Origin of the sequence: Pedobacter sp. W3I1, assembly GCF_030816015.1 — a bacterium.
Classification (GTDB): Bacteria; Bacteroidota; Bacteroidia; order Sphingobacteriales; family Sphingobacteriaceae; genus Pedobacter.
This window is the reverse complement of record NZ_JAUSXN010000001.1, coordinates 4,324,915-4,343,447: the sequence shown is the minus strand read 5'-3', so window position 1 is coordinate 4,343,447 and position 18,533 is coordinate 4,324,915. Positions and strand designations below refer to the sequence as shown.

General features: G+C 41.8%; 12 protein-coding genes and 1 tRNA gene. 10 read left to right on the top strand and 3 right to left on the bottom strand.

Annotation, left to right across the window (positions count from 1 at the left end; translation table 11 throughout):
- Window positions 1-350: 350 nt before the first annotated feature.
- The gene (gene purL / locus QF042_RS17745; protein ID WP_307530822.1) at window positions 351-4,052 is read right to left on the bottom strand and encodes a phosphoribosylformylglycinamidine synthase; all 3,702 of its coding nucleotides are present in this window, start codon (window positions 4,050-4,052) and stop codon (window positions 351-353) included.
- Between the two features lie 446 nt (window positions 4,053-4,498).
- Between purL and QF042_RS17740 the strand changes: the two genes are divergently transcribed.
- The 5 genes from QF042_RS17740 to fbp all read left to right on the top strand — a co-directional run bounded on the left by QF042_RS17740 (window position 4,499) and on the right by fbp (window position 9,313).
- Window positions 4,499-4,882 (top strand): VOC family protein, encoded by a 384-nt coding sequence (locus tag QF042_RS17740; RefSeq protein ID WP_307530819.1) that lies wholly within the window; start codon window positions 4,499-4,501, stop codon window positions 4,880-4,882.
- A 51-nt stretch (window positions 4,883-4,933) separates the two neighbouring features.
- Window positions 4,934-5,584, top strand: coding sequence for a tRNA1(Val) (adenine(37)-N6)-methyltransferase (locus tag QF042_RS17735; protein ID WP_307530817.1), 651 nt, complete (start codon window positions 4,934-4,936; stop codon window positions 5,582-5,584).
- Window positions 5,585-5,670: 86 nt separating this feature from the next.
- A complete protein-coding gene (locus tag QF042_RS17730) occupies window positions 5,671-7,482 on the top strand; it encodes a serine hydrolase (protein ID WP_307530816.1) in 1,812 nt (603 codons plus the stop codon).
- A gap of 240 nt (window positions 7,483-7,722) precedes the next feature.
- Window positions 7,723-8,214 carry a metallophosphoesterase gene (locus QF042_RS17725; protein ID WP_307530814.1) on the top strand — a complete coding sequence of 164 codons (492 nt, stop codon included), beginning with the start codon at window positions 7,723-7,725 and terminating at the stop codon, window positions 8,212-8,214.
- A 19-nt stretch (window positions 8,215-8,233) separates the two neighbouring features.
- On the top strand, window positions 8,234-9,313 hold the full coding sequence (gene fbp / locus QF042_RS17720) for a class 1 fructose-bisphosphatase (protein ID WP_307530812.1): 1,080 nt from the start codon (window positions 8,234-8,236) through the stop codon (window positions 9,311-9,313).
- Here fbp and rnhA read toward each other — a convergent pair.
- Window positions 9,310-9,783, bottom strand: coding sequence for a ribonuclease HI (gene rnhA, locus QF042_RS17715; protein WP_307530809.1), 474 nt, complete (start codon window positions 9,781-9,783; stop codon window positions 9,310-9,312). The two genes, fbp and rnhA, sit on opposite strands and share 4 nt — an antisense overlap.
- Before the next feature lie 176 nt (window positions 9,784-9,959).
- Between rnhA and QF042_RS17710 the strand changes: the two genes are divergently transcribed.
- Window positions 9,960-10,033: transfer RNA gene (locus tag QF042_RS17710), tRNA-His, on the top strand.
- Between the two features lie 702 nt (window positions 10,034-10,735).
- Here the strand turns inward: QF042_RS17710 and QF042_RS17705 are convergent.
- Entirely contained in the window at window positions 10,736-10,993 is a 258-nt protein-coding gene (locus tag QF042_RS17705) for a helix-turn-helix domain-containing protein (protein WP_215126009.1), read from the bottom strand.
- 1,272 nt (window positions 10,994-12,265) lie between these two features.
- Between QF042_RS17705 and QF042_RS17700 the strand changes: the two genes are divergently transcribed.
- Genes QF042_RS17700 through QF042_RS17685 form a run of 4 tightly spaced genes read left to right on the top strand, consistent with a single transcriptional unit; the run spans window position 12,266 to window position 18,510 of the window.
- Window positions 12,266-12,499 (top strand): hypothetical protein, encoded by a 234-nt coding sequence (locus tag QF042_RS17700; RefSeq protein ID WP_307530806.1) that lies wholly within the window; start codon window positions 12,266-12,268, stop codon window positions 12,497-12,499.
- Window positions 12,500-12,551: 52 nt separating this feature from the next.
- On the top strand, window positions 12,552-13,874 hold the full coding sequence (locus QF042_RS17695) for a TlpA disulfide reductase family protein (protein ID WP_307530804.1): 1,323 nt from the start codon (window positions 12,552-12,554) through the stop codon (window positions 13,872-13,874).
- Window positions 13,875-13,885: 11 nt separating this feature from the next.
- Window positions 13,886-17,110, top strand: coding sequence for a SusC/RagA family TonB-linked outer membrane protein (locus QF042_RS17690; protein WP_307530801.1), 3,225 nt, complete (start codon window positions 13,886-13,888; stop codon window positions 17,108-17,110).
- A gap of 26 nt (window positions 17,111-17,136) precedes the next feature.
- Window positions 17,137-18,510 (top strand): RagB/SusD family nutrient uptake outer membrane protein, encoded by a 1,374-nt coding sequence (locus QF042_RS17685; protein ID WP_307530799.1) that lies wholly within the window; start codon window positions 17,137-17,139, stop codon window positions 18,508-18,510.
- Window positions 18,511-18,533 lie beyond the last annotated feature (23 nt).

The window sequence follows — 18,533 nt, the reverse complement described above, 5'->3', positions numbered from 1 at the left end:
TATGTTGCTTGCAAATCATAAAAAAGATCCTTCGACTACGCTCAGGATGACACTTCAGTGAAAACGCCGGAATGAATTTTCTATTAATGCTCTTATAGAAAAATGTGAGGTTGGGTTAAATTGAAGCGGTTTGGGCAAAAGCTCAAGCCGTTTTTTATTCTCTCGCGGTTCGTCACCCTGAACTTGTTTCAGGGTCTAATTAGCATGATAGATGCTGAAATAAATTCAGCATGACGAATTAAGAAACTAACCGGTCGAAATGACGATCCAACCAGGTCATGATGACAAAAAAAATGGATGATGGTTTTTAATTCCATCATCCATTTTGTCTGTTTATTATCTTACCAGATCTATCCTTTGTTTTCAATCCACTTGCGTGCATTCACAAAGGCTTCCATCCATGGCGAAACTTCGTCTTTACGGCCTTTTGGGTAATTTGCCCAGTGCCATTGGAACAATGAACGCTCAATGTGCGGCATCATGACCAGGTGGCGACCACTTTCATCGCATAACATTGCGGTGTTGTAATCTGAGCCATTCGGACTAGCCGGATAAGTTTCGTAAGCATATTTTGCAACGATTTTGTATTTATCTTCTGCGTATGGTAATGAGAATCTTCCTTCACCATGTGATACCCAAACCCCTAAAGTGCTTCCGGCCAGTGTAGATAACATGACCGAATTATTTTCCTGTAAGGTTAAAGAAGTGAAAATACTTTCGTGCTTGCCACTTTTGTTGTGCAGCATTTTCGGTTTTTCTTCGTGGTCTTTATTAATTAAACCTAACTCTACAAACAATTGGCAACCATTACAAACCCCAACCGATAAAGTATCAGGACGGGCGAAGAATTTCTCTAAAGCTACCCTTGCTTTTTCGTTGTATAAAAATGCACCTGCCCAACCTTTGGCCGATCCTAAAACATCAGAGTTAGAGAAACCACCAACTGCACCGATAAACTGAATGTCTTCTAAAGTTTCTCTTCCGGTAATTAAATCGGTCATGTGTACGTCTTTCACGTCAAAACCTGCCAAATACATGGCATTAGCCAGTTCGCGCTCAGAGTTACTTCCTTTTTCGCGGATAATGGCTGCTTTTGGACGCGGTTTAGTTGGATCAATTACAGGTTTCTTTCCGTCAAACTGTAATGGGAAAGTGTAATTTAAAACATGGTTTTTATAATTGTCGTAACGTTCTTTTGCCAGGCCGTTACCGGTTTGTTTGTTATCTAGCAGGTACGAAGTTTTAAACCAAACATCACGTAAGTGATCAATGTCGAAACTATATTGATCTGCAGCGTTTTTAACTTCCAGTTTAGCTGATGTATTTACTTCACCAATTTTGTGGAAACTAATACCCGCCTGTGCAAAGGTATCTTCAACCGAAGCATCAGCCTGGAAAACGATGCCGATGTTCTCTGCAAATAATACTTTAATACTGTCGGCTTCTGCTAACGAAGATAAATCAATCGAAGTGCCTAAATCGCGGTCGGCAAAACACATTTCCAATAAGGTTGTAATTAAACCCCCGCTACCAATATCGTGACCAGCCTGTATTTTGTCTGCTTTGATTAACTGTTGTAGCGTATTGAAAGTGCTTTTAAACTGAGCAGCATCCTTAACATCAGGTGTTTCTGTGCCAATTTTGTTTAAAATCTGTGCGAAAGATGAACCGCCTAATTTATAGCTGTCGTTTGATAGGTTAATGTAATAAATAGATCCGCCATCTTTTTGGAGTACAGGTTCAACCACTTTGGTAATATCATCACAGTTGGCTCCGGCAGAAATAATCACCGTTCCAGGTGCAATAACATCGCCATCTTTGTATTTCTGTTTCATCGATAATGAATCCTTTCCGGTTGGGATATTGATTCCTAAATCGATGGCAAAATCAGAACAGGCTTTTACTGCTGCATATAAACGGGCATCTTCGCCTTCATTTTTACAGGCCCACATCCAGTTGGCAGAAAGTGAAACACTTTTTAAACCATCTTTTAAGGGTGCCCATACGATATTCGAAAGCGATTCTGCAATCGCATTGCGGCTACCAGCAGCAGGATCGATCAAGGCAGAAAGTGGTGCATGGCCAACTGAAGTGGCAATACCTTCTTTACCCTGAAAATCTAAAGCCATTACACCACAGTTATTTAATGGCAATTGTAACGGACCTGCACATTGCTGTTTGGCTACACGGCCACCCACACAACGATCTACTTTATTGGTTAACCAATCTTTAGATGCAACCGCTTCTAATTGAAGTACTTGTTCTAAATAGGTGTTTAATTCAGCATTATTATATTCAATCGCTTCGTATTTACGATCAATGGTTTTATCGTCCATTACAATTTTTGGTGAACTGCCAAACATGGCGGCCAACTCTAAATCCATTGGTTTTAAACCTGTTGTTGCAGATTTAAAGGTAAAACGGTGATCGCCGGTTACTTTACCTACGGTATACATAGGTGAACGTTCGCGGTCGGCTATTTTTTGCAGGGTTTCAATATGGTCGTTGCCGATTACCAATCCCATTCTTTCCTGCGATTCGTTTCCGATAATTTCTTTGGCCGAAAGGGTAGGATCTCCTACAGGAAGTTTATCTAAGTCGATTAAACCACCTGTTTCTTCAACCAGTTCTGATAAACAGTTTAAGTGCCCGCCTGCACCATGATCGTGGATAGAGATAATCGAATTGTGATCGCTTTCTACCATACCACGAACAGCATTGGCTGCACGTTTTTGCATTTCGGGATTTGATCTTTGGATGGCATTTAATTCAATGCCGCTTCCGTGCTGTCCGGTATCTGCAGATGAAACGGCTGCACCGCCCATCCCGATTCTATAATTTTCTCCACCCAGAATAACGATATTATCACCTTCTTTTGGTTTAAGTTTTTGTGCCTGGCTGGCTTTACCGTAACCGATACCGCCTGCAAGCATAATTACTTTATCGAAACCTAACTTACGAGATGTCATACTGAGCTTGTCGAAGTGCTCGTGTTCGAAAGTTAAAACTGAACCTGTAATTAGTGGTTGTCCGAATTTATTTCCAAAATCAGTAGCACCGTTTGATGCTTTGATCAGGATATCCATTGGGGTTTGGTACAACCATTGTCTTTCTTCAACACCTTTTTCCCATGGGCGGTTATCTTCTAAACGCGAAAGCGCAGTCATGTAAACGGCAGTTCCTGCTAAAGGCAATGAGCCCTGCCCACCTGCTAAACGATCTCTGATTTCACCTCCAGAACCTGTTGCTGCACCGTTAAAAGGCTCAACAGTGGTAGGGAAATTATGGGTTTCTGCTTTTAAGGAGATGACCGATTCGAAATCGCTTGTGGTATAATAATCAGGCTCATCGGCACGTTTAGGTGCAAATTGCTGCACTTTAGGGCCTTTAATAAAAGCTACATTATCTTTATATGCCGAAACAATATCGTTAGGGTTTTCTTCTGATGTTTTGCGGATCAGCTTAAACAAAGAAGTAGGTTGCTCTATGCCGTCGATTACGAATTTGCCATTGAAAATTTTATGACGGCAATGTTCTGAATTTACCTGAGAGAAACCAAAAACCTCAGAATCGGTTAAAGGTCTTGCTAATTTTTGTGCTAACGTATTTAAATACTCAACTTCTTCATCACTTAAAGAAAGCCCTTCCTGTTTGTTATAAGCTGCAATATCGGTGATTTCTAAAACCGGCTCGGGTTTGATGTTGATGGTATAAACCTCTTGGTCAAGCTTGTCGTATTTTTGAGAAAGCATGGGGTCGTAATCAGCAAAGTTTTCGTCAACCTGCTTAAATTCTTCAATCCTGATGATTCCCTGCATGTCCATGTTCTGGGTAATCTCTACTGCGTTGGTACTCCATGGAGTAATCATTGCTGCTCTTGGCCCAACGAAAAAGCCTGTTAAAGCTGTTTCTTGCGAGATTTTGGCACCGCCAAATAACCATTCAAGTTTAGTAATATCAGTGGTAGAAAGCGCTTTGTCTGTTTGTAAAACAAAAATCGCCTGCGATTGACTAAGGAAGAAATGAATCATGCTTTTTTTTTGAAGTTGCAAAAATAGCGTTAAAAATTTAAAAAGCTTGTTGTGGCGTGCAATATAATTGCGCTTTTATTACTTTTGATGTTAATGTAGCGCGAGTTGCCGTCATTATGACAGTTTTAGTTAACTGTATAAAAATTAATATGTTTAACGCGTAGTCAATTCTTTTTGTCCAACGCTCATACCTGCCTCGGCTCGCCGCCGCCGATGGGCTCTTTCTTTTTGGTGTCAAAAAGAAACAAAAAACACCGGCTGAAAATTTTTCTTTCAAAGTCAGTGGGTTGGCTAGGGCAATGGAGTCCGAAAAATTTATTAGGCCGGATTTGACTGGAACGAAGATACGGTGGGGTGGCCTAGTTGGGCGTAAATACTTGCGAAAATAAAGTGCTTACTAATAGGTAATTTACAAACGGCATTAATTGTAGCGAAATGCAAAGCAAAAACTTTAAAAATTCAAATCTATGTTCAATAAAATCCATCACATCGCCATTATCTGCTCTGACTACGAAAAATCGAAAGATTTTTATGTGAATAAGCTGGGTTTTACGGTTTTGGCCGAGGTTTACCGGGCGGAAAGGAAATCGTATAAGTTAGATCTTGCCGTAAATGGTGTCTATCAGATCGAGCTTTTTTCTTTCGAAAATCCACCTGCAAGGCCATCGCGTCCGGAGGCCCAGGGTTTACGTCATTTAGCTTTTGAAGTTGATGATATAGAAAAAGAGATTTCGCGTTTAAATGATCAGGGTATCATTACTGAACCAATTCGTATTGATGAATTTACGGATAAACGGTTTACTTTTTTTGCCGACCCTGATGGCCTGCCTTTAGAATTGTACGAAATTTAAATGAGTATTTTCAAGTTTAAACAGTTCGAGGTAGATCAAACCGGTTGCGCCATGAAGATTAATACTGATGGGGTATTACTAGGGGCGACAGTTACACATCCTTCGCCGTTAACGATACTAGATATTGGAACAGGCACTGGTGTGATTGCCTTAATGTTGGCGCAGCGTTTTCCTGATGCATTGATACATGCGGTAGAGATTGATGCCCAAGCTGCCGAAACCGCTGAAAAAAATTTTCAATTTTCGGTTTTCAGTGAGCGGTTAACCATTAATCATACATCAATTGAGCAATATGAATATTCTCAGCAATTCGACCTGATTGTCTCTAACCCACCTTTTTTTGTGAACGATTTAAAAAGTGAGGAACTTAGAAAAGGAATAGCCCGGCATGCAGATGAAGACTTTTTTAGTATGCTGATTAAAAAAGCGAGTGGGTTATTGGCAGATGAAGGTATGATTTGGTTAATCCTTCCGGTAAAACAAGCCGATGAAGTTATTGGTATTGCTGCGCATTATAATTTATCGCTTACAGAGCGGATCCATATACATTCTGATCAAAGTAAACCAACCTTTAGGCAGATGATCTGTTTGAAAAAGGGTAAAACAGTTTTAAGAGAAAGAGACTTTTATATTTATGAATCTTTAAAACAGCATACTGCAGCTTATAAAGAATTGCTGAAGAATTTTTTCCTGGCTTACTAAGAAAATAATTGAATTTAACCATTTTCTGATACAATCCTCATTATCATTTGTAATTTAGGCCTACAAATTATCTCACCTAAATTAAAATGAAACGTAGTCTAAATGTGTTCTTGCTGTGCCTAATAGCACTGTCTTCTCTTGCCCAATCAAAAAAACAAAAAACAGGTGATCCTTTAGCAGGAATTGACACCTTACTAAACAGGATCTTAAAAGATCAGCAGGTGGCTGGTTTTGCGGTAGCTGTAGTGAAGGACGATCAGGTGATTTATAGCAAAGGTTTTGGTTACCGCGATCTGGAAAGTAAGAAGCCAGTAACCCCAAATACACTTTTTGCCATAGGTTCAAGTACTAAATCCTTTACTTCTTCGCTAATTGGGCTGTTGCAGAAAGAAGGAAAGCTATCACTCGATGGAAATGCAACCTCTTATTTACCCCAATTAAAGTTTTATAATGATAACATGAACAACCAGATCACTGTTCGTGATCTGATGTGTCATCGCACGGGTTTATCACGTTACGATTTGTCGTGGTTTGTGTTTAATTCTTCCAATCGCGATAGCATTATACAAAGAGTGCGTTACATGGAGCCAACTGCTGCTGTGCGCGAAAAATGGCAGTATAATAACTTTATGTTTCTGGCGCAGGGCATGATTGTTGAAAAACTGACCGGGAAAACATGGGAGCAGAATATTAAAGAAAAGTTTTTTGATCCTTTGGAGATGAACCGTTCTAATACCAATATTTTTGAGTTGGAGAAGGATAGTGACGCTTCTTTACCCTACACGGTAAATGATAAAGGGGCCATTGAGAAAATTGATTATTTCAACATCGATGGAATGGGCCCGGCCGGAAGTATCAATAGTAGTGTAAACGACATGACACATTGGTTGAAAGTTTGGATCAGTGGCGGGACTTATAAAGGAAAAGAGATTTTGCCTTCATCTTATATCGGAGAAGCAGCAAGTTCTCAAATGGTAATGAATGGAGGTTTGCCTGGAAAGGACGAGGATATCTTCCTGGCTACCTATGGTTTTGGTTGGATGATCAACTCTTACCGGGGCCATTATATGGTAGAACATGGAGGTAATATTAATGGTTTCTCGGCAAGCGTATCCTTTTTTCCAGCCGATAAATTGGGTATTGTGGTTTTAACAAACCAAAACACTTCTAATGTTCCGGGAATTATTTATAGCAGTATTGCCGACCGGATGCTTAAATTGAAAAGCGTCGATTGGAATGGTAGGGCCACCAAAGAAAAAATTGCAGCAAAGGAAAGAGAAAAAGCGGTGAAAAAAACGGCTGAGAACGCCCATGTCTTAAACACTAAACCTTCTCATCCTTTAAAAGATTATGATGGTTTATTTGATAATCCTGCTTATGGTGTAATCAGTGTATCGTTAAAAAATGATTCGCTTTTTGCAATAATGGGTAAAGAAAAACTTTTGCTCAGGCATTATCATTATGATGTATTTAGCATTAGCGGCATAGATAAAAAAGGTAAAATTGATACAGCAGTGAGCGATCTGCGGTTTAATTTTATGAGTGGACAGGATGGTAAAATTGAAGAATTGAGTCTTCCGCTCGAAAGAGGAATGAAGCCAGCCATATTTGCGTATAAGCCGCGGGTGGTTGATTTAAGTGCGGAATTATTAGAGCACTACACAGGTAGTTATGGCGAAAACGGCATGAGTAAAGTATATTTAAAGGGTAAAGTTCTATTTGTTTCCGTACCCGGCCAGCCTGAATATGAAACTGTTTTTGTCGGAAATGATACTTTTAGTTTTAAAAATTTGAAAGGATTTAGCTTAAAGTTTGAAAATAAAGAAGGGACGAAAAAAGCTTCCTCTGTTTCGTTTGTGCAGCCTAATGGAACGTTTAAGCAAGTAAGAAAAGATTAGACAAGCATTTGAGGAGCAATTGTTCCCATGTCTATTTGCTTTTTAATTGGCGTTAAAATAATCAGATTAATTACTGATTATATAAATGGTAATATCCTATAAATAAAAAGTGATGATTTCTTTTGGGTTTGTTAATCGCTTAGGTGAAAAAAAAAGCGTTTTTTGTGAGTCGTTTTAATGACAAAAAATAACTTGTAGGGAAGTTTAATGTGTAAAACAGGATGGTATTAACTTTACATAATGAAAAAAATAGGATTAATTTCTGATACCCATGGTTTTTTAGATGACGCCGTTTTTAAACACTTCGAAAGTGTAGATGAAATTTGGCATGCCGGAGATTTTGGACCAGATGTTGCCGGGCCTTTAGCTGCATTTAAACCTTTGCGGGGGGTATTCGGGAATATAGATGATGGAGCAATCCGCTCCGAATTCCCGGAGCAAAATCGATTTAGCTGTGAGCAGGTGGATGTTTGGATGACACATATAGGTGGGTATCCGGGTAGGTATTCGTCTTATGTTAAACCTGAAATATACACTAACCCTCCTAAATTATTTATTACCGGGCATTCGCATATTTTGAAAGTAATGTTTGATGAAAAAATAAAATGTCTGCATGTAAACCCCGGTGCGGCGGGAAAACACGGCTGGCATAAGGTGAGAACCCTGATTAGATTTTGCATTACTGATGAAAATATTCATACCTTAGAGGTTATAGAATTATCAGGTAGATAATGTAAAATATACACTAAGTATGGTTTGTGGCGTAAAAACACTAGGACAATTTATTATAGAAAAACAAGCAGATTTCCCATATGCTAAAGGAGAACTTTCGAGGTTATTAAGGGATATTGGTATTGCTGCAAAAATTGTAAACCGTGAAATTAATAAAGCTGGTTTAGTTGATATTTTAGGCGATATGGGAACCATGAATATTCAAGGTGAGGAACAAAAAAAGCTGGATGTTTATGCTGACGAACAGTTTATTGCAGCTTTAACCAGTGGTGGCGAATGCTGTATTGTAGCCACCGAAGAGGAAGATGAGATTATCCATATCGAATCGCCGGTTTCTCAAAATGCCAAATATATTGTCTGTATAGATCCTCTGGATGGCTCATCAAACACTGATGTAAATGTTGCAGTTGGTACTATTTTTTCTATTTACAGAAGAAAATCGGTTGAGGGCAGGGCAAGTTTAGAAGATGTATTGCAAAAAGGCACACAACAGGTTGCTGCCGGCTATATTATCTACGGTTCATCTACCATGCTGGTTTATACCACCGGAAAGGGTGTTAACGGATTTACGCTTGATCCATCAATCGGCGAGTTTTGCCTTTCGCACCCACAAATGAAAATACCAGAAACAGGCTATATGTATTCGGTAAACGAAGGTAATTATGTCCACTTTCCTGACGGCGTTAAAAAGTATATTAAATATTGCCAGGTAGAAGACGAGGCTACCAAACGGCCGTACACTTCACGATATATTGGTTCGATGGTAGGCGATATCCATAGAAATTTAATTAAAGGTGGGATTTATATTTACCCTACAACGTCACGTTCGCCTAATGGAAAATTAAGGTTGTTATACGAATGTAACCCAATGGCTTTTATTATTGAGCAGGCTGGGGGTAAAGCCAGTACAGGTTTCGAACGTATACTCGACATTAACCCAACTGAATTGCACCAAAGGGTTCCGATTTTTATCGGATCAAAACGGATGGTAGAAAAAGCTGAAGAAATGATGTTGCTATATACGGCAAAATCGATTTCTAACGGAAATAATGTAGATGCTAAACTGGAAGACTTAAATGTAATCGGTGGAATTGATTAGAGTAAAGTTGCTTTGTTTCTTTCTGCTTCGAAAACACTATCAATAGCTAAGTTTTGCTTGTCTTGCGAGGCAAGTACAGCTAACCTGTCACAACGCTCATTCTCCGGGTGATCGTTGTGGCCTTTAATCCAGATAAATTTTACCTTATGCAGTTTGTATAATTCGAGAAATCTCAACCAGAGATCTTTGTTTTTCTTGTCTTTAAAATTTTTAGTAACCCAGCCAAAAACCCATTTCTTCTCTACAGCATCTACTACATATTTCGAATCAGAATAAACGGTTACCTGTTGATTTAAGCTTTTTATTGCTTCTAACCCTTTTATTACAGCCAATAGTTCCATGCGGTTATTCGTGGTCATTCTAAAGCCGCCACTTAATTCTTTATAGTGTTGTCCTGCCCTTAAAATTGTACCCCAACCACCTGGCCCTGGGTTTCCGCTAGCTGCTCCGTCTGTATAAATTTCGATCATAAACGCTGTAAAGTTATGTTTTTAGGTTTAAAATAGCTTGTTTTATCTGCATCTTGAATTTTTTTTCAATTTCAAATAATTGAATGTTAAGGAATTAAAAATTTGTTTTAGAAACTTTGAAAAAAATATTTGCAAGAAATATTAAAAGTCGTACTTTTGTGACACTAAAAAATACGGTGGTTGTAGCTCAGTTGGTTAGAGTATTGGTTTGTGGTGCCGAGGGTCGTGGGTTCGAGCCCCATCAGCCACCCCTTATGGGACAAAGACATTTTCGAATGGTTTTGTCCCTTTTTTTTTGCTCGTAACTCGCTATTTTTCAAAAAGATAAATTCAGCGAATAAGTTCGACTTTTGGGTTCGACCTATACCAGAATTATAGTCCAATTTTTGCGGAAAAATTTCGCTCCAAAATGTGTACTGTTATCGCTTAAGGTGTGCAGTCGGCTGATTTTTAGCATTTTTAAACTTGGTTAGTTTTTGTAAATCCAGCTCTTCAACTACATTCAATTGATGAAATTTCTAGAAAATTCTGAAAAAGATTGGATTATCGATCAAGCAGAGAGTGAACAGATGTCATTTTTTTGACGCCTTGCTCTCATAGAACACAAACAACATAACATAAGTGTATGATTGTTAGGTAAATAAAAATATTTAATTGTTGGGTTTAGCTTTTATCAGACATTAATGAAATCAAATAACACTTCTTGATCTTTTTGAGAAAAATGACCTAAATATTACTACTGAAATACATAATTAACCACAAAAATTTTTGGTCTATATGATGGATAGTGATGAAAAAAGAATTGGAAATGGAGCCACAAACTATCCTATTTTGTGGTAAAGATTTTTTAAATGTGCTTTAGGTGATATAATGATCAGCATTTCATTATTGCCGCTTCTTTCTTTAGTTACTTATGATCTTGAGATTTGCCACTTAATCATAACAGCTTATGTTATTCCAGCCCAGCGCTAAAGTCGATTCCAAAATTAAAATCCAGAAGTTCTGTTGGATGGATTTTTAAACCTATTGCCAATCTCAATAATGTAATAAAACTTGGACTGGTTTCTCCATTTTCATATTTAATAATATCTCCGGTATTAACCCCGCTTCTCTTGTAAAATTCGCGATAAGAAAGTTCCTGTTTCTCTTTTAAAGATTTTAAATGCTGACCGAATCTTTTCAGAATTATTTTTTCTTTCTCACTAATCATTTTATTGCTAATAAAAATATAATTGGCAATGTCTTTTATATTTTATTTAAAATCGTCATGCAATTACTTGATATTAAGCTTTTTTTTATTTACATTTACGTAATAAAAAAATAAAACCAGTAAGGTAAAATTAAGAGTCTTGCAACCTCAATCTCACGCCGTTGGAGCAGGACAGCAGATTTTATCCCATTTCTTATAGCGGAATTGCTATCTTTAGCTTTCCAAAATAAGAGTGGGCTTCTGCTGTAATTCCATTTCAACGTAAGGCGTGAGAAACATTATGAGGTTATGGTTTGGGAAGCCCACTTTTTCCTCTCTCCGTCAAGACTCATAACATACGATTATGAGCAGACAAAAAATAAGTTGGATTAACTGGTTGGTACTTACTGAGGTGAGTATGCCCCAGTATGTTATTTTAATTGTTCGCCATTTTCAAATATTTCTATACCAGTCTCTATTAAATTGTCCGTTTGATCGGCTTTATGCCTTGAAGCCAAAGAATCCTGAGTAGTTTTTTTTGGATGGGGCAGGTTGGCCTTTATGGTCGAAAATAAAATAGGTTCTTAATAATGATGGCCTGCCTCATTTTTTGTTTGCTTGGAGCTTGGGCCCTGGTTTATTGGGATGTTTTTTGCCCATCCTTCCTCGATTTTTTTGTGTTTGAAAAAATAAACGGTTTCACCATAATGGGATTTGTACGTCTGGATTTTTAGGCCATGGTGGGAGTTTTTCTGCCACTTAGGCTCTTCCACAATTAGGTACTTTGGGCGACTGCCTTTGATCAATTTTTAGTTTGGAATTTTTAACCCTGCATATGAAGAACAATAATAGTTATCTGCCGCTTTTTTTTCTTTGTTGGGCTCTTTTGTATTGTCAATTGGAGGTATGGAACATTTGGTCTGCGGGTGTTGGCGGCAGGAGCTTGTTATTGAAAAGATGGTTATGGCCGGGCAGGTGTCGCGGAATTCAATCGTGGAGAGGTCGGGACCGCATGATTTTACCTGTTTTTGTTGGATTTATAGCAATATGAGCTTGGTTATAAATGCTGACATTGATTTTATTTCACCTTCGCTCCAAAATCCTATCAAAAATATTATTAAAGGTCCGGAATAAGGCTACCTTGGAACCTGGGGTTTTTTCGATCATTGCTGAAATCCGGTTGCCAAATGTTACTGTAAAGTAGTCAAACTTTGCTCTTACTTTTAATCAATTAACAATTTCTCTAACCATCAATTCATGACCTTGTCTGATTATAATTCTAGAAACCTTTCTTTGAAAACAGCTCAACAGGTGCTGGAATCATTTTATGAACACTATAATGTCGATAAAATAAAGCTGACGTTGTTGGAGTCGTTTCAGGGGTATTCCTTGAATGAGAAGAAGGGTTTCCTGGAGCTTAACATCAGTGAGCAGGAAGTCAGTGATGTTTTTGATGGCCTGATCGAATTGGTCACGGCGGTGCGGACGCTGATCGAGCAGGGGAAGATTGAAGGAGTAAGGGCATAAGAGCTACTTTGCAGTTCAATTTCTAATTTTTTTACGTTTTAAATCAATCAAAATGAAGCTTAAATTATGCTTCCTGCTACTGCTATGCCCATTTTTTGGGGTGCATGCCCAGGATAAAAACTTATCAGTTACATCGGGGTCTGCAAATAATCAAGGAATAGCCATAGGCCAACAGGTGCCGGATGTACTTATACAGAATATTTCAGGCCTCAATGGGTCAGATAAAACGCCGGGAGCCCTGCCGCTTTCAGCCTTTAAGGGCAAGCTGCTCATACTGGATTTCTGGGCCACCTGGTGTTCGCCCTGTGTGGCGATGATCCCTAAAATGGAGGAGCTGCAGGAGGAGTTTAAGGACCGGGTGCAGTTCCTTCCGGTGGCTTATCAGTCTTTTAAAGAGGTAGATGCCTTTTATCAAAAGCTGCAGCGGCAGAAGGGTAAAGTTTATTCGCTGCCGATGGTGACGGCGGATACGACTTTGGCCAGGCTTTTTCCGCATCAAAGCCTTCCGCACTATGTCTGGATCGGAGCAGATGGGCTGGTTAAGGCCATTACCGGCAGGGAGGCTGTATCCCGTGAAAATATTAATGCTTTGCTGGCTGCGGGATCGGTTCGGCTTAAGGCTAAAGTGGATGAGCAGATGCGGTATGATACCAGTGAGCCTTTGTTTTTTGCAGGATCGGATTTTAATGATGGTTTTTTCCGGTCGCAGCTTTCGGGCTATGTGGTGAATATCGGGCGGGGGATCTATAAAGATGTAGAAGTGCAGTCGGGTGCTAAGGTGAGGCGCATTACCGGGCGTAACCTCACCGTGCCCGAACTGTTCCGCATTGCTTACAAAAAGGGCAAAAAGGAAACGGTATTGGAAGATGGGCTGGAAGCGGAACTTGAGCCTCATGTAGCCAGCATTGATTTCCTGGATTGGCTGAAGCAGGGCAGGGCTTATTGTTATGAGCTGATGATGGATGAGCGATCCAGCGGGCGGGCCTATGCTTTGATGCAAAATCAGTTGAAAGGTTTTTTCTCGGATTATGAGGTTGGCCTGGAGGCACGGAAAGTGCAGGCGCTGGTGCTGGTGCGTACCTCTTCAATGGACAAGATCCGGACCGCTGGCGGTACACCTGCGGTGGTGATGGATCGCTTTGGCTGCAAACTGACCAGTTGCTTCCTCGCTGTTTTCATCGATCGGCTGCAGGTTCCTTTACAGAGCAGTCCGCTTCCGGTGATTGACCAGACAGGGTATTTCGGTATGGTCGACCTGGAACTCACTGCCAACATGGGCAGTATCGAGCAGGTGAACAAGGCGCTCGCCCCCTATGACCTCCGCTTTGTTGAAAAACCTGCAGAGATCGAAATGCTCGTTATCCGTAAACGCTAAAAAAAATCTAAATGATGAAGAAAATAATTGTATGCTGCCTGGTCACGCTGTTGGTGCTTTACAGCTTAGCTGTAAGCGCCCAAATGTCTGTGAGAGAAATCAGGGGCAAGGTGGTGTCAGCAGACGAACGGATTCCCCTTGTTGGGGCTACCGTTAAAATAGAAGAGTCAGGTGTTGCGGTTTTAACTGGTCAGACAGGAAGTTTCACCTTAAAAACCTCTCTGGCTAAGGTTACCCTTTTCATCTCGTTTTTGGGTTATGAGCCGGTTCGCCTGAAGGTATCGGCAGGTGATCAGCCGGTGGTGGTTGTGCTGTCTGCTGCGGCGGCACAGTTGAAAGAGGTGGTGGTTTCCACAGGCTATCAAACCCTTCCGGCCGAAAGGGCTACGGGTTCTTTTGTTCAGGTGGACAATAAACTGCTGGGCCGCAGGGTGAGTACAGGGGTATTGGAACGGCTGGAAGATGTCACCCCGGGCTTGCTTTTTAACAAAGGCCGTTCGGCAGGGGCAGGCCTGATCAGTGTTCGGGGGCAGAATACGATTTTTGGGAATTCCAGTCCTTTGGTTGTTTTGGATAATTTTCCATATGATGGGGACATCAATAATATCAATCCCAATGATGTAGAGAGTATTTCGGTACTGAAGGATGCTGCTGCGGCTTCGATCTGGGGCTCGCGGGCGGGAAACGGGGTGATTGTGATTACCACCAAAAAAGGACGTTATAACCAGGCTGTCAAAATAGGATTGAATGCCAATGCGACAATCGGTGACCAGCCGGATATCTTTTATCAGCCCAGGATGTCTGCTCTGGATTTCATCGGTGTTGAAAAAATGCTTTTTGACAAGGGTTTTTACTCAAGTGTGGAAACCGGGTATAATAATCCGGCGATCACGCCTGTGGTGGAACTGCTGATTGCCAGGAGGGATGGAAAAATAACCACTGCACAAGCGGATGCGCAGATCAATGATTTGGCCGGATATGATGTGCGCAACGATTTTGATAAATACTTTTACCGTAAAAGTGTCAACCAGCAGTATGCACTGAGTTTTAGTGGTGGAAGCGAAATCCAGCGCTTTAACCTGTCTGGTGGTTATGACCATAACCAGGACAACCTGGTCGGCAACGGTTTGAACCGCTATACCTTTAATGGCGGCCAGTCCCTAAATTTACTGAATAAAAAGCTGGAGATCACGACCGGGTTTTATTATAGCCAGAGCAATACCACGACCAACAATCCCGGTACCAGCCTGATCGGGATTAAAACAGGGAACGGCCCTTCGCTGTATCCCTATGCGAGTCTTGCCGATGCTGCGGGGAATCCGGTTGCGATAACGCACGATTACCGGCAAGGGTTTATTCAGGCCGCGCAGCAGCGGGGATTGCTCGACTGGAGCTATAAGCCCCTGGAAGAAATCTATCTGGCGGATAAAACCCGCAAACTGATCGATTACCGGTTCAATTTCGGTGCCAACTATAAAATCAAGCCTTATCTTTCGCTTTCACTACTGTACCAGTATGGCCAGACGATAGCGAACGGGCGGAATCTCCGGAGCGAAAAAACCTATTTTACCCGGAACCTGATCAACAGCTATTCATCGCTGGATGCTAACGGGAAACTCACTTACCCTATTCCTCGCGGCGCGGTTTTGGATCTGGATCGGCTCACGGCTACCAGTCAAAGCCTGAGGGGGCAACTTAATTTTAACCGCCAATGGAAGGATAAACATAGCCTGACGGCCATTGCCGGCTATGAACTGCGTGATTTTCATACTGTTGGGGATAGCAACCGCTCTTATGGTTATGATGACAGCCACGCAACCGCTTTAGGGGTAGATTACGTTACCCAGTTTCCCCAGTATGCCATCCCCGGTGCTTTGACCGCTATCCCTTTTTATAACAGCATGACCGATCTGACCGACCGGAATATTTCCTATTATTCGAACGCGGCATATACTTTCCTGGACCGTTATACTTTTTCGGCAAGTGCCAGGCTCGACCGGAGTAATCTCTTCGGGGTAAAAACCAATCAACAAGGGGTGCCACTTTATTCAGCGGGGCTCGCCTGGAATATCAATAAGGAACCTTTTTATCATCTGGAATGGCTACCCTATTTAAAAATGAGGCTGACCTACGGCTATAATGGCAATGTGAATAAAAGCCTCTCTGCCTTTACAACAGCGCTATACATCACTGGCAATGCCATCAATACCGTATATGCGCAGGTCATCAATCCGCCAAACCCTGAGCTGAGGTGGGAGCGTGTACGCCTGATCAATATGGGGATCGATTTTGCCACGAAGGATAACCGGATCAGCGGTACGGTAGAACCGTACCTGAAACGGGGTATCGATCTGATCGGCGACATTGCTTTTGCCCCCTCAACGGGCATCACCACTTTCAGGGGCAATACGGCGAATACCCGTGGCTCGGGCATTGACATCAGTTTGAACAGCCAGAATGTAGCCGGTAAATTCGGTTGGCAGACCAGTTTCTTTTTTAGCCATGTCAAGGATAAAGTGGTGGATTACGCGCTGCAGCAACCGGCAGGCAGATATGCGCAGTTGTCCGACAGCGAAGTGTATCCTTTAGCGGGTAAACCGTTTTATGCGGTATACAGTTATGCTTTTGGGGGCCTTGATCCGCAGAGCGGTGATCCTCAGGGTTACCTAGGCGGGAAAATAAGCAAAGATTATAGCCAGCTGTTAACTTCGGCGAGCACAGATAACCTGGTTTATGCCGGCCCTGCCAGGCCGGTAAGTTATGGTGCTGTGCGTAATACGTTCACCTACAGGCAGTTTTCACTTTCTGCCAACATCAGCTATCGGTTGGGTTACTATTTCAGGCAGCCCGGAATTATTTACTCCAGCATACTTTCCGGACAGGGCTATTATCAGGGGAGGTACAGTGAGCGCTGGCAAAAGCCAGGAGATGAACTCACCACAACCGTACCATCGATGCCGGCAGGCATCAATGCGGCCCGGGACGATTTCTATAATTTTTCAACGGCCACGGTAGAGAAGGCCGATAATATCCGCCTGCAGGACATTAGTTTGTCTTACGAGATTGGTAAAAACCCGTTACAGCGGCTATCGCTTAGTAAACTGCAGGTTTACCTGTATGCCAATAACATTGGGATCATCTGGAAATCAACCAAAACCCGTTTTGACCCGGATTATCCCGTTGCCGATTACCTACCGGCCCGAACGGTAGCGATTGGTATCAAAGCTGATTTTTAAAATGATAATCATTAAAACTGAATTTTATGAAACCATTATTATGTATGCTCATATGCCTTTTGTTATCCGGCCTTTTTTTCAGTTCCTGCCAAAAGGAATTTCTGGACAAAAAACCGGATAAGGGCCTGCTCATTCCAACGACCCTGGATGATTTTAATGCCTTGATGGATAACCTGACGATATTCAACATTAGTCCGGCCCTGCAGGAAATTTCAGCTGATGATTTTTACGCCACAGATGCGGCAGTAGCTGGATTCACAACCGTAGTCCAGAAGAACAGCTATTTATGGGCTGGGGATCTTTATCAAAATGAGCCATGTGTAGACTGGAACTTTCCTTATCAGCAGATTTTTTATGCCAATATCATATTGGATGGGCTAGAGGAACTGAAAGGGGTTGAAGGATCAACGACCGGGTGGAACATCACAAAAGGAAGCGCACTTTTCCACCGGGCATTTGCTCTTTATAACCTCGTGCAACTGTTTTCCAGACCTTATGATAAAAATACGGCAAGCATAGATCTGGGGGTGCCGCTGCGCCTTACCGCTGATGTGAATGCCAAGGTGGGAAGGTCTTCCGTGCAGCAGGTATACGATCAGCTGATCGGTGATTTGCTGGAGGCAGAAAAGTTATTGCCGCAAACGACCCAGTTTAAAAGCCGTCCTTCCAGGGCTGCAGCAGATGCACTTCTGGCAAGGGTGTACCTGAACATGGAAAATTATGAACTCGCCGATAAATACGCAGTAGCCGCGCTTGCGCTAAACCGTTCGCTGCTGGATTACAATGCCATCAGTCTGACCGCAACCAATCCATTTCCATCTTCTCCGGCAGCAGACAATCCTGAAGTCATATTTTATGATAAGCTTATCCCATATGGATTTACCTCTTCGACCAGAGCAACGGTAGCAGATGAACTATACCAGCTTTATGCAGACAAAGACCTGAGAAAAACCATATTCTTTGCAGGCACCGCGCCTTTCTATTTCAAAGGACGTTATGCGAGCTCGCGCCTGCAGCTGTTTGGTGGCCTGGCTGTGGATGAATTGTACCTGATCCGCGCAGAATCACTGGCCAGGATGGGCAGTTTTGCAGCGGCCATGAAAGAATTGAATACCCTGCTGATCACCCGCTGGGCTAGGGGTACCTACCAGCCCTTCGCTGCTGCCAATGCAGAGGATGCCCTAAAAATTGTTCTGCTGGAAAGACGTAAGGAACTCACTTTCCGGGGACTTCGTTGGGGAGACCTCCGGCGGCTCAATAAAGATCCACGCTTTGCGAAAACTATCGTCCGGACGGTTTCAGGGCAGGTATATACGTTAAGCCCGGGAGATAAACGTTATGTGCTTCCTATTCCTCCAGAGGAGATAGTGGTTAGTGGGATTGCGCAGAATGAGCGGTAAACAAAAAAGCAACCGGTGGGGTG

What these genes read in the sequence shown, in the direction of transcription:
- QF042_RS17740 (WP_307530819.1), top strand. Translation starts at nt 4,499, where the DNA reads ATGTTCAATAAAATCCATCACATCGCCATTATCTGCTCTGACTACGAA.
- QF042_RS17735 (WP_307530817.1), top strand. Translation starts at nt 4,934, where the DNA reads ATGAAGATTAATACTGATGGGGTATTACTAGGGGCGACAGTTACACAT.
- QF042_RS17730 (WP_307530816.1), top strand. Translation starts at nt 5,671, where the DNA reads ATGAAACGTAGTCTAAATGTGTTCTTGCTGTGCCTAATAGCACTGTCT.
- QF042_RS17725 (WP_307530814.1), top strand. Translation starts at nt 7,723, where the DNA reads ATGAAAAAAATAGGATTAATTTCTGATACCCATGGTTTTTTAGATGAC.
- fbp (WP_307530812.1), top strand. Translation starts at nt 8,234, where the DNA reads ATGGTTTGTGGCGTAAAAACACTAGGACAATTTATTATAGAAAAACAA.
- rnhA (WP_307530809.1), bottom strand. Translation starts at nt 9,783, where the DNA reads ATGATCGAAATTTATACAGACGGAGCAGCTAGCGGAAACCCAGGGCCA.
- QF042_RS17705 (WP_215126009.1), bottom strand. Translation starts at nt 10,993, where the DNA reads ATGATTAGTGAGAAAGAAAAAATAATTCTGAAAAGATTCGGTCAGCAT.
- QF042_RS17695 (WP_307530804.1), top strand. Translation starts at nt 12,552, where the DNA reads ATGAAGCTTAAATTATGCTTCCTGCTACTGCTATGCCCATTTTTTGGG.
- QF042_RS17690 (WP_307530801.1), top strand. Translation starts at nt 13,886, where the DNA reads ATGATGAAGAAAATAATTGTATGCTGCCTGGTCACGCTGTTGGTGCTT.
- QF042_RS17685 (WP_307530799.1), top strand. Translation starts at nt 17,137, where the DNA reads ATGAAACCATTATTATGTATGCTCATATGCCTTTTGTTATCCGGCCTT.